This is a genomic window from Epibacterium sp. ABZ3_068 (genome assembly GCF_056159265.1).
This window is the reverse complement of sequence record NZ_JBSWUV010000001.1, coordinates 2,691,183-2,703,454: the sequence shown is the minus strand read 5'-3', so window position 1 is coordinate 2,703,454 and position 12,272 is coordinate 2,691,183. Positions and strand designations below refer to the sequence as shown.

Sequence of the window (12,272 nt, the reverse complement as noted above, 5' to 3'; positions counted from 1 at the left end):
CCCCTTGTACTCTGGTCGTTAGTCTGCCTGTTCGCGCCGAGGTCTGGGCCGCGTGGGGATTTCTTTCAACAAACCACCAACGCCCATCATCGCGATATCATCCCCCGTTACAGGCACTCCACACAGGACCCTCTCCAACACCCAATCCGCCCCGTTCAGCGCAGGGGAACGCGCACATCCCGGCAGACCAATCACAGGCTTGTCGCCCAAATGCCCCAGAAACAACAGGTTGCCGGGGTCCACCGGCATGCCAAAACGCTCCACCACTCCGCCGGCCGCGCGCAGAGCGGAGGGAGCCACATCCAGAACATCTGATGTGGCCGAGCCGGTGAGGATCAGCAGAACCTCTTGTTTTGCCGCGCGCAGAGCCTCGGCCAGTTCAACTTCGCCATGTGGCACCATGACCCGCGGACCGATCTGAACACCCATCCGATCCAGACGCCCCGTCATTGCCGCACGCCCCTTGTCCGAGAGGGTCTGCCCCGGCACCTGCGTTTCGATCAGTGCTGCCGACCCGAACACCGGCGCCAGCCGCCGCAGGGCTCCGCTTGCGTCAGCGCCCGCATCCTCAACAGCCTGATCCAGCACGCCATAGGATATGATTTTGATCGTTGCGACCATCGTGCCTGAATCAACCCGGTGAAAATCCGGAACAGTGGCCAAAGTCACCATCGGATCCACCGCGTTCAGCGCCGCGATACGCGCGGCCTCCACTCTGATGATCCCCGGCCCCGTGGCATAAAGGTTCACCCGCCCTGCTCCGGCCGGAACGATTCTCACCCCCAGATTTTCGGAAATCGGGGCCAGCATCTGCGCCAGCTTCAAGGCAGCGTCATCTTCGTGCAGGTCGCCTGCTTCCAATGTGGCAACGACCACCTCTTCCAACCCCGCCGCCTGTAAAGCAGCCAGATCATCCTGCGTCAGCCGTGTGCCCTTGCGCAGTTGACGTGCAGGCGTCGCAACAGAATGGGCCAGCAAGCTGCCCTGCGCCTGTGTCACCGGAACCGGGCCAAACCTCATGTAAGCTTACCACGCAAAGTCGCGGTCATCTCTGCCAGAATGGAAACTGCAATTTCGGCCGGGGTTGCGGCACCGATATCCAGACCAACCGGCCCTTTGATCCGCGCACAGGCCTGCGCGTCATGGCCCGCTTCAGCCATCCGCGCCAGTCGCGCCGCATGGGTCTTCTTTGAGCCCAGTGCGCCAATGTAAAAACAGGCCGATCCCAGCGCCACATCCAAGGCCGGATCATCAATCTTGGGATCATGGGTCAACAAAACAACGGCGCAGCGCGAATCCAGCGCAAGGGCCTTCAATGCCTCATCCGGCCAATCGTCCATCAATGCAACACCCGGAAACCGCTCGGCATTTGCAAATGTTTCGCGCGGGTCCACAACGACAGGCGCATAGCCTGCAACCTGCGCCATCACCACCAGCGCCTGCGCGATGTGAACGGCTCCTACAACAATCAGACGCAGAGGCGGATTATGAACCGCCACAAAGCGCCCGTCCTCTGTCATCCCGGATCGATCCTTGGCCAGCGCGTCTGCAACGCCATCACAGGTCAGCTCTCCCTGCCCGCTCTCCAGATCAACAACATAGGCCACCGCCTGGCGACTGGCACGGCGCGCGACCAAATCCGCCAGCAGGTCTTCGGGCAGCGTTGCCCCCACCGGCTCCACCAGGACCTTGATCGTGCCCCCACAAGCCAGCCCAACGGCAAAGGCATCCGCGTCACTGACCCCAAATTCCAGAAGCGCGTGGCGTCCTGTCTCCAGAGCTTCGAGTGCCGCATGAACAACAGCCCCTTCCACACAGCCCCCCGAAACCGAACCCTCGATGCGCCCGTCACCGCCCACCACCAGTTGCGAGCCCGCCCGGCGTGGGGCGGATCCCCAGGTCTGAACCACCGTCGCAAGCGCTGCGCCGATCCCCTCCCGGTGCCAGGCCAAAGCGGTTTCCAGCGCATTTTCAACAGATTGTACGGTATTTTTCATATAAGCCTCCGCGCTCTGCTGCGCATGCCGATGACTGTCTTCCCTTTGACTTGCGCTTTCAAGAGCAAAAGTAAACCCTTGAGTGTACTTCACCTCCCGATGGGGGTCTGCTTTACTTTGACACCAACCGGTTGCGACAAGAGTTGGGCCAGCCCTTCAAGGCTCGATACAGAATGCCCCGCACAGAGCGCATCCACATGAGGCAGGATCGCCTGCGCGCCTTGGGACAAAGGCGCAAAGCGATCAAACCGCATCAACGGATTCACCCAGATCAAACGATGCGCCCGCCGGTGCAGATGCTGCATCGCTGTGGCCAGTTCATCAGGGGCATCGCATTCAAGTCCATCGGTAATCAGCAACACCACCGCACCCCGGCTCAGAACCCGGCGAGACCAGTCACGATTGAACCTGTCGATGCACTGACCTATCCGGGTTCCCCCTTCCCAATCCAAGGCACTGCGCCCGGCAGTCACCAGCGCCGCATCGACATCCTTGTGGCGCAAATGCCGTGTAATATTCGTTAGTTGTGTCCCGAAGGTAAAGCTGTGCACCAGCGCGCCATCATGACGCTGCGCGAGAACCAACGCGTGGATAAAATGCAGCAAAACGCGACTGTATTGGCTCATGGAACCGGAGATATCACAGAGCACCACGATATTTGGAACACGCACAGCTGGTCCGCTGCGAAACAGGCTCTGCAGCTCGCCGCCGGTGCGCCGCGCCGCGCGAAAACTGCGTCTGCGGTCAATCCCCCCGGCATGGGTGACCGGCACCCTTCTGCGACTGATCAGCGGCTTGATCGGCAGTTTCAACCGCGCCAGCGCCCGTTTTGCCTCGGCGAGTTCTGCGGCGCTCATCTGTTCAAAATCCATATGGCGCAGTCGTTCCTGCGCAGACATAGTAAGTGTCGCGTTGACCTCAACCTCGCTTTCGCCCTCCTTTTGGGGCTGACTGGGCGGCGGCAGACGCATGGCGTCGATCAGGGCTTCGCTGGCTCGTTTGGAACCGGGTTTGGCCGTGCTGTCCTCGCGCGCCTTGCGAAGGGCGGGCAACATCGCCGCCATCATCCGCTCCAGAAACCGGGGGTCCCGCCAGAACATGTGAAAGAGCTGATCAAAGACCTCATGGTGATCAGGGCGGGACACAAAACAGGCCCGCAGCGCCCAATAGAAATCCGCCTTTTGTGAAAGCCCCATAGTTTCAACAGCTTCCAGAGCGTTCAGAATGCGATCACTGCCGACAGGCAGGCCCGCATTTCGCAAGGCACGCGCAAAATGAGTGATGTTTTCCGCCAGTTTCGGCGCTTCCGGCACCGGAAGATCCAGCGCCGCGCTCACACCAGGCTCCGCTCGGCCTGAACCTGATCCAGGATCCGTTTGGCCGCGCTCCCCTGCATCTGCGCAATGTCGTCCTGATACTTCAGCAGCGCGCCCAATGTATCCGCCATGACCTCGGGGCTCATGGCAACCACATCCAGCGCCAGCAGGCATTTTGCCCAGTCCAGCGTCTCGGCAATCCCCGGCTTTTTAAACAGATCCTCTGTCCGCAGAGCTTGAACAACCGCAATCACCTCTTGGCTGAGATGTTCGGAAATTCCCGGCAGACGCGTTTTCAGAATTTCCAGCTCCTGATCAAAGTCGGGATATTCCACCCAGTGATAGAGACAGCGCCGCTTCAGCGCGTCATGCACCTCTCGTGTGCGGTTGGAGGTCAGAATCACAATCGGCGGCTCTGACGCGGTAATCGGGCCCAACTCCGGGATCGTTACCTGAAACTCGGACAGAGCCTCCAGCAAGAACGCCTCAAACGGCTCGTCGGCCCGGTCAAGTTCGTCGATCAGCAAAACCGGAGGACCTGCGGGATCAGGGCGCATAGCCTGCAGCAAGGGGCGTTCAATCAAATACTCCGGAGCAAAGAGATCCTGCTTGAGCTGCGCCGCCTGAACTTCCCCGGCAGCCTCGGCGGTTCGGATTGCCACCATCTGCGCGGCAAAGTTCCACTCATAAACGGCAGAGGCCACATCGAGCCCTTCGTAGCATTGCAACCGGATCAGCCGTCGCCCCAAAGAGGCCGCCAGCGCCTTTGCGATTTCCGTCTTGCCAACGCCTGCCTCCCCCTCGAGGAACAGCGGCCGTCCCAGTTTCAGCGAAAGGAACAGCACCGTCGCCAGCGACCGCCCGCAGACATATTGCTGCGCCTCCAAATCGCTCTGAAGGGCTTCGATGGTCTCGTAATCCTGCATGTCGTCCTCCCTCAGAGATCAGGAGGGCATGGCAAAAACACCTCGTCAAGGCTGCCAAAGTCGCAATTGGCATCTTGGCAACACAATTCCAAAGCCTTTTGGCCCATATTCCGCCCGGATTGACCGTTAACCATTCGCAGTGGCATCTGTGCCAGAATAGTATCGAGCCAAATGTCGGCCCGGTTTCAGAACACCCTCTGAACAGGTCATTACCGCTCATGGTCCCGGTGTTCGGGGTATAATTGTTAAGTCCTGGGACGTTGCCAGATGCGCATCACCGCTGTCACATGTGTGAAAAACGAAGGTCCATTCCTGCTGGAATGGATTGCCTTTAACCAGCTTATTGGCGTGAGTGATTTTCTGTTTTACTCGAACGATTGTTCCGACGGCACCGACCACCTGCTGGACGCCTTGGCCAAACGTGGGATTGTACAACATCTGCCCAATCCGGCAGAGGGGCGCAATTACCAGATGGAAGCGCTGAAAGACGCGCGTCATCAGCCAATTGTCACCAAAGCCGACTGGGTCTGGATTGCTGATGTGGACGAGTTCCTGAACATCCATGTTGGCAACCACACCATCCCGGATCTGATCACGGCCTGCGCGGACCCGGCTGCAATCTCGGTCAGCTTTCAGTTCTTCGCCAGCGCCGGAGTTGAAACGTTCAGCGACAAACCCGTGATTTCGCAGTTCAGTCGCTGTCACAACCCGGACATCTGGTGTGGGGAAACCGCGATCGAAGTCAAATCTCTCATCCGTAAGGATTTCCCGTTGCAATATTACGGGGCCCACCGGCCGTTCCTCAGCAAACGTCTCTCCGAAGAGGACCGCCCCCGCTGGACCGACGGCTCCGGTCGCCCCGTCCAGTTCCGGTTCCTGACCGCTGCCAATGCCCGCCGGATCCGCAAGTTTCCGGCCAAGGGCGCGCGCCAGTTTGCAACCCTGAACCACTATGCGCTGCGCTCGCTTGACAGCTATCTGGTGAAAAACGACCGCGGAGATGTGAACCGCGAGAACCGCGCATTTGATGACAGCTATTGGCGCGAACGCAATGATGGCGCACATCAGGACACCACGATCCGTCGCTACCTGCCTGCGCTGAAAGACGCGTTAAGGGCGCTGAAAAACGATCCCGAAATCGCCGCTCTTCACAAGGCCTGCGTCGCGGCTCACCGGGCCAAATGCGCCGAACTGATGACCATGGCGCGCTTTCAGGCCATGCGCGCAGGCTTACAAGAGGCCGCACCAATCACCGCCGCCGAAGAGGCACTGATTGCAGAATTGGAACTTTGTGAATGACATTGGAAGTTGTGAACCTTGGCCTGCCGAAATCCGGCACCACGACGCTTGCGCATGCGTTAAACAAGGCCGGATACCAGGTCGCCGATCACCGCCTGCGCGACCAGGAAGAAGACAAACCCGGCAAGCGCCGGATATTTGTTGCCAATCTCCTGTATCGCGGTCTTTACGAACATGATGACCCGATGGCACTGTTGCCCGGCTACACCGCCATTTCCGAGATGAGCTTTATCCATGGCAAATTCTCGGTCTGGCCGCAGTGTGATTTCATCCTGCTGCGCGCGCTCAAAGAACGCTATCCAGGCCTGAAATTCATCGCAACCCGGCGAGATGCCCAAAGCCATTCCAAATCCATCATGGCCTGGAACAACCTCGGCACCGCCCGCCTCCCCAACAGCCCCGTGCCGGGACTGCCGGTGGGATATGGCAAGACCGAAGACCAGCAGATGCGTTGGATCGACGGCCATTACGAGGCGCTGAAGCACTGGTTCCGCGACGATCCCGACTATCTCGAACTTGATGTGGCCGATGATGCTGCACAGGAAAAAGTCTCTGCCTTTCTGGGCCGCGATCTTCCCTGGTGGGGCAAGGCCAATGTGAACAAAAAAGCAAAGGCCAGCTGATGCGCATCCTCCTTCATATTGGCCTGCCACAAATGGGAGCAGAGCGGCTGCAACAAGTGCTGGCCGCCAAACGGGACAACCTGCGCAGCAAAGGCGTGCTGTTTCCCATCGCGCCGGGCAAGACCAATCAGACCCGTCTGTTTATGGCGGTGACGGATCCCGACCACGTGGACAGCCTGCGCTGGAACCGGGGCTTTTCTGCGGCGGATCAACAGGCCAAGCTGCGCGACAAACTGGCCAAGGATCTGACGCAAGAAATTGATATGGCATCGCCCCACACGCTGATCCTGTCGGCCAGCCAATTGGGGGGTGAACTTCACCGCAAAAGCGAGCTGGAGCGGCTCTACGCCTTCCTCAGCCCGTTTTCGGACGACATTCAGCTGCTGGCCCATATAGACGAACCCGCCCATGCGCTGGCACGCCATTACGCAGCGCAGGTGATGGAAGGGCGCGCTGCGCCGCTATCGCGGGAGCTTGGCCTGAGTGACAGCGACAGCTGGTGGCCCGCCGCCCTTCAGACCCTGCCAGAATCTCAGCCCGCAAAAGGCGTTTTTGAAGAAATCCAGGGCGCGCCTTTCTGGCTTGACTACGCGCGGCTGCAAGCACAATGGGAAGATGTGTTTGGAGTCGGCTGCCTGACCTTCCGCCCCTATGAGGCGGATCTGTTTTACAGCGCCGATGCCACGCAGGAACTGCGCGCGGCCTTCGGCATACAGGACCAGATTGGCAAGGCTGAGGTCACGATGCCGCCCTCCCAGCCCTCAGCTACAACCCTGTCGCGCGCGCGCCGCTATAACGCGGGCCTTCTAAAACTGATGGACCACCGTGACTGGATGGTGCCCCGTCGCCTGTGGCGCAGCCTTCTGCAAGAGCTTGAGCTGCCCCAGGATGGGCCCACGGATACCATCGCCCCCGGCTCCCTGTCTCAGGTCTCCAAACACTTTGCCGCGCAAAACAAACTGCTCCTGAAACAGCACCCCGACCTGCCTAAGGATCTGTTCAAAGCGCCCCGCGCGCGCGCCGGTTGGCAGGAGGCGGATCCGCAAATGGGTTTTCGCGCCTCGCAATACCTGCTGGCGCATCTGCCGCGCATCGAAAAAGCGGCCAAGGACGAACGCGCCGCAAAAGACGGGCACGCAGACCTGAACGCAGCCGCGCTCCATGGGCTTTCGCCGGAAGCACGCGCCCTGATGCCGCCCTTGGCCTTGCAGAACTACGCCACACTGCAACGCTCTGCCTTCAAACCTCACAACGGTGTCGGAACCGAGGATCGCAGCTTCCCGACCGAAACCTTCCCCCCCCGGCCCGATCGAACCCTGCCCGAAGGCTCCAGCGGCAATGTGATCGTCGGCTGCATGAAGAATGAGGCACCCTATATTCTGGAGTGGGTTGCCTATCACCGGGCCATTGGGGTCGACAATTTTCTGATCTATACCAACGGCTGCGAAGACGGCACGGATGAGATTCTGGGCCGTTTACAAGAGATGGGCATTCTCCAGCACCGCAACAATGATGACTGGCGCGGCAATTCTCCACAGCAGTTCGCCCTGAACCGCGCGCTCAAGGAACCGGTGATCAAGAACGCGGAGTGGGTGATCCATATTGACGTGGATGAATTCATCAACGTGCGCTGTGGCAATGGCACCTTGCAGGATTTCTTTGACCGGGTGCCCGATGCCACCAATGTCGCCATGACCTGGCGGCTGTTTGGCAACAACGGCATCACCGCGCTGGAGGACAGGTTTGTCATCGACCAGTTCGACCATTGCGCTCCGAAATACTGCCCCAAACCCCACACTGTCTGGGGGTTCAAAACCATGGTCAAAAACATCAGCGCCTATGACAAACTCAGCTGTCACCGCCCGAACAAACTGGTCGACGACAAACGTGATCAGGTCAAATGGGTCAACGGTTCAGGCCGCGACATGACCAAGGAAGCTGCCGAGAAAGGCTGGCGCTCTTCGCGCAAATCCATCGGGTACGACCTTTTGCAGCTGAACCACTATGCGCTGCGCTCTGCTGAGAGTTTCCTGATCAAACGCCAGAGGGGCCGCGCCCTGCATGTGGATCGCTCTATCGGGCTGAACTATTGGATCCGCATGGACTGGAGCGACCATCGGGACGACACGATCAAACGCAACATTCCCCGTTTGCGCGCCGAATACGACCGCCTGCTGAAAGACGCCGAATTGCAGCGCTGGCACAAACACGGGCTGGACTGGCACCGCGCCAAAGTGCAAACCCTGCACGGCCAGCCAGAGTTTGCCGAGCTCTACAGCCAGGCGCTCAAGGTGAAACTCAACAGTGTGGAGCGTGTGGCCTATGCGCTTGCTCTGGATATGGAAAGCTGATCCATGAACGATCTTTCGGACACACAACAGGTTTTGAAAAGCCGGGGGATGAAATTCCCGCTCGACAAATCCGTGCTGCCACCGCGCATCCGCGCCCTTTTGCGGGGCGACACCTACGAGGACAAGGAAGCCACTGCAATTGGCAAACTGGTCAAGAAAGGTGATGTGGTAATGGAGCTGGGCGGTGGCATCGGGTTCATGTCCACACTTGTGGCCACCAAGACGCGCGCCAAATCCGTCCACGCCTTTGAAGCCAACCCGCAGTTGATCCCCTATATCCGTCAGGTTCACGCGCTCAACAAGGCAAAGAAAGCCGAAGTCACCCATGCGGTTCTGGGCTCCGAAGACGGAGAAGCGACATTCTATGTGCGCCCCAACTTCCTGGCATCGTCCCTGTCGCCGATGGAGGATGACACGGACCAGGTAACCAAGGTTCAGGTCCCGACGCTGGACGTGAACAAGGTGATTGGCGACCTCAAACCTACCGTCCTGATCTGCGACATCGAAGGGGCCGAAGTTGACCTGCTGCCGAAAATGGACCTCAGCTCCTTGCGCGCGGTGGTGATCGAAACCCACCCGCAATGGATCGGCAAAGACGGCATTCAAAAGGTCTTCCGCTGTCTGGATGCCGCAGGGCTGGTCTTTTTCCCGCGTTGGTCCCATGGCAAAGTGGCCGTGTTCCGGTCTGATTGGTAAGACATGCGTATTCTGGCCATCCTCACGGTGCGCAACGAAGGCGCCTTCCTGTTGGAATGGCTGGCCCACCACCGCGCTGTGGGGTTTACCGATTTCCTCGTATTCTCGAACGATTGCCAGGACGGCACGGATAAGATGCTGGACCGGATGGAGGACATGGGCCTTTTGACCCATATCCGCAACGACGGGCCCTATGACAAATCCGGCATCCAGTTCACGGCGCTCAAGATGGCCGACAAACACCCGCTTGTGAAACAGGCAGACTGGATCCTGTCGCTCGACATTGACGAGTTTGTCAATATCCATGCCGGGGACGGGCGGATCTCTGACCTGTTGCAGGTCCTGCCCAAAGCCGACGCGATCACGTTGACCTGGCGTTTGTTCGGCAATGCGGACCAAGTGCGGTACAAGCACGCGCCGGTCACCGATGTCTTTAACCGCTGCGCGCCGCAGATTATCAACTGGCCCTGGCGCGCCTCTATGTTCAAGACGCTTTACCGCAACGATGGCACCTACAGGAAAACCGGCGTTCATCGCCCCCGCAGCGTCAAGGACGAAGACCGGCTGGAAACCTACCGCTGGTATGACTGCGAGGGGCGCGAACTGGGGCGCCAATTCAAGACCAAGCGGCTGTTCTCCAATTACGGCCAGCACAATTACAAATTTGCGCAGCTGAACCATTATGCTCTGGGTGCAATGGAAAGTTTTGTTCTCAAAGCCGCCCGCGGCCGGGCTGTCCACTCGGACCATATGCTGGATGTTGATTATTGGGTGGAGCGGAATTTCAACATGGATGTGGACACCTCTGTGATGCGTTACCGTCCCCTGCGGGACTCGCTGATGGCCGAAATGGCTGAGGACAAGAAACTGCAACGTCTCCAGGAAAAGGCCGTGGCGTGGCGCCACTCCCGCTTCCGTCACCTGATGCTCGAAGAGCCCTATCGCGCGCTTTTTGCCCGCCTGATGATGACCCCGCCCTCACGCGCCATTAACATCGCGACGGCGCGCACATTATCAGGTTTTGCGTCACTGGGCCGACGCACTCTAGATTCTGAACGCAAAGACTAAGCCCCCCATCAGCCAACGGGTCTGCGCTTTCACAGCGCGTCGATTATGTGTGCCCTCACACCTGATACACAGCCTCAGGTTTTGCCCAAAAAACATGCATAAACTGGCCTGTAGACAGATATTTCGTGGCGACCTAAGCTGCAGGAAAAATCATTTTTCTGAATAACGAGGTTACAACATAATGTCTGATATTGCACATGGGGGCCACCCGGACCCAAGTTGGTTTGTAGATCCGGGAAGTGGCGATTTTCTTGCGATAGTTGTGCTGGTGCTTGTCCTCGGCGGGCTTTACGGCATCGTATATCTCTATGCTGCATTCGACCGTTGGGCAGAACATCAGGCTGAAGGCACCCCGCTTGCGAAGACCATCCCAACCTTGTTAGCCATCGCCCTGCTCTATGAGATCTTCCCGCTCGACCACTTCCACCCGCTCCTGCCCCTCAGCGCTGTTCTGATTGCGCTGATGGCGGATTGGTCCCGGTTTCACCTGAACATCAAAGCAGATGCTAAGCCGGCGGCACCAGCTGTCGACACAACAGCCGAGCCGAACGAAAGGGAGCACGTCGATGTTTGAGCTTCTTTTTACGTCTTTTCCCGCAGTGATCCGCTATTTCCAACTGCGACGACGTGGCGAGGCGATCACCGTCTGGAACATGAAAACGGCAGTGTTTCTTTGGGCGCTGATGGCGTTTTTTGTGTTCACTCTGGTCTTTTACTTCCACCCCAAAACCTATGCCGGCGTGGTTCCCTACCGCACCGTTTCGGTTGTCGCGCAAACCACTGGCCCGGTAACAGAAGTAGCCGTAAACAATGGCCAGCACGTCAACGCCGGGGATCTGTTGTTCCGCATCGAAAACAGTGCCCAGCGTGCGGCTCTGGCTGAAGCCCAGGCACAGCTTTCGGTCATCGACGCAGAGGCCGCCAAAGCCGAAGACAACAAACAAGTGGCCGAGGCTGGCATCGCCGAGATCGAAGCCCGGATTGTCAGCCTGCAGGACGACCTGAACGATGCTCAGGCTCTGGTCGACCGCGGCGTTGGCACCACCAACACTGTGGTAGAGGCACGCTCCGTCCTTGAGGCCGCCCAGGCCGACCTGGAGGCCGCCCGCTCACAGCTGGATCTTGCTCTTGTTGACCTCGAACAAAGCATCCCGGCCCAGCGCAGCGCAATCCAAGCCTCAATCGAGCAAGCCGAAACGGCACTGGCCTTCACAGAAGTGCGCAGCTACATCAGCGGGACCGTCACCCAGCTTTCCCTCAGCGTCGGCAGCCCGGCGACCACTTTGGTTGTCCGCCCGTCGATGATAATTATCCCGGATCGACCCGAAAATGTGCCTGTCCGTGTCGTTGCAGGCTTCTCCCAGGTTGCCAATTCCACGATCTACGAAGGCATGCCAGCTGAAATCGCCTGTGACACCAACGCCAAACTGAGCTTTCGCAATGCGATTTTCCCGGCGCATATCGTCTCTATTCAGCCCGCGGTTGCCACAGGCCAGGTTGTACCAAGCGGCGATATTCGCGAACTCAACAACGCAGTTCAGCGGGGCAGCGTTCAGGCTTATCTGGAATTGGTACACGACGAACATGAAGCCATGCTGATGGATGGAACGGGCTGTATCGTGCAGACCTATACCAACAATCTAGATGGCGTATTTGGCCACATCATCGCGGCAACCGGCGTCGTAAAAGCCGCCGGTCTGCGCATGAAGGTGATCGGCTCCATTCTGAACGGTATCGGATTGGCCGGCGGCGGCGGTCACTAAACGCGAGCCTTCCCTCATTACCCAGGCGCGTCGCTTTCCCGGCAAAGCGGCGCGCATCTTTTTTTTGCACGCCCCTTTGAGGAGCTCCTAAAACAGGCACCCCCACATGTCTCACCGGTTCGCACAAGCCAGCGCCGACAAATCAGCCCGAGTTCTCCAAATTTTGGCCTCATTCTGCCATTAACCCTCATGGTAACTATAAACCGAACGCAGTTTTTCGGCATATTGAGGAC

11 protein-coding genes are annotated in these 12,272 nt (G+C 58.8%); 7 read left to right on the top strand and 4 right to left on the bottom strand.

The features are described 5' to 3' along the window. Positions 1-18: 18 nt before the first annotated feature. The 4 genes from ACXAEW_RS12865 to ACXAEW_RS12850 form a co-directional block, all read right to left on the bottom strand. Positions 19-1,020, bottom strand: coding sequence for a molybdopterin-binding protein (locus ACXAEW_RS12865; protein ID WP_474941697.1), 1,002 nt, complete (start codon positions 1,018-1,020; stop codon positions 19-21). Then, positions 1,017-1,997: an XdhC family protein gene (locus tag ACXAEW_RS12860; RefSeq protein WP_474941696.1), complete on the bottom strand. Its 981-nt coding sequence runs from the start codon at positions 1,995-1,997 to the stop codon at positions 1,017-1,019. Before ACXAEW_RS12860 ends, ACXAEW_RS12865 begins: the two co-directional genes overlap by 4 nt. A gap of 89 nt (positions 1,998-2,086) precedes the next feature. Beyond that, positions 2,087-3,334 (bottom strand): vWA domain-containing protein, encoded by a 1,248-nt coding sequence (locus ACXAEW_RS12855; protein ID WP_474941695.1) that lies wholly within the window; start codon positions 3,332-3,334, stop codon positions 2,087-2,089. Then, on the bottom strand, positions 3,331-4,239 hold the full coding sequence (locus tag ACXAEW_RS12850; RefSeq protein WP_474941694.1) for an AAA family ATPase: 909 nt from the start codon (positions 4,237-4,239) through the stop codon (positions 3,331-3,333). Before ACXAEW_RS12850 ends, ACXAEW_RS12855 begins: the two co-directional genes overlap by 4 nt. Positions 4,240-4,506: 267 nt before the next feature. Between ACXAEW_RS12850 and ACXAEW_RS12845 the strand changes: the two genes are divergently transcribed. The 7 genes from ACXAEW_RS12845 (at position 4,507) to ACXAEW_RS12815 (ending at position 12,039) form a co-directional block, all read left to right on the top strand. Then, entirely contained in the window at positions 4,507-5,538 is a 1,032-nt protein-coding gene (locus tag ACXAEW_RS12845; RefSeq protein WP_474941693.1) for a glycosyltransferase family 2 protein, read from the top strand. Further along, on the top strand, positions 5,535-6,161 hold the full coding sequence (locus ACXAEW_RS12840; protein ID WP_474941692.1) for a sulfotransferase: 627 nt from the start codon (positions 5,535-5,537) through the stop codon (positions 6,159-6,161). The genes ACXAEW_RS12845 and ACXAEW_RS12840 overlap by 4 nt, the downstream gene beginning before the upstream one ends. Next, a complete protein-coding gene (locus ACXAEW_RS12835) occupies positions 6,161-8,512 on the top strand; it encodes a glycosyltransferase family 2 protein (RefSeq protein WP_474941691.1) in 2,352 nt (783 codons plus the stop codon). Before ACXAEW_RS12840 ends, ACXAEW_RS12835 begins: the two co-directional genes overlap by 1 nt. Before the next feature lie 3 nt (positions 8,513-8,515). Next, a complete protein-coding gene (locus tag ACXAEW_RS12830) occupies positions 8,516-9,208 on the top strand; it encodes an FkbM family methyltransferase (RefSeq protein WP_474941690.1) in 693 nt (230 codons plus the stop codon). 3 nt (positions 9,209-9,211) lie between these two features. Continuing rightward, complete coding sequence (locus ACXAEW_RS12825) at positions 9,212-10,276, top strand: glycosyltransferase family 2 protein (RefSeq protein ID WP_474941689.1); 1,065 nt, start codon at positions 9,212-9,214, stop codon at positions 10,274-10,276. Positions 10,277-10,457: 181 nt separating this feature from the next. Further along, positions 10,458-10,850 carry a hypothetical protein gene (locus ACXAEW_RS12820; RefSeq protein WP_474941688.1) on the top strand — a complete coding sequence of 131 codons (393 nt, stop codon included), beginning with the start codon at positions 10,458-10,460 and terminating at the stop codon, positions 10,848-10,850. Continuing rightward, positions 10,843-12,039 (top strand): HlyD family secretion protein, encoded by a 1,197-nt coding sequence (locus ACXAEW_RS12815; protein ID WP_474941687.1) that lies wholly within the window; start codon positions 10,843-10,845, stop codon positions 12,037-12,039. The genes ACXAEW_RS12820 and ACXAEW_RS12815 overlap by 8 nt, the downstream gene beginning before the upstream one ends. Positions 12,040-12,272: the final 233 nt, after the last annotated feature.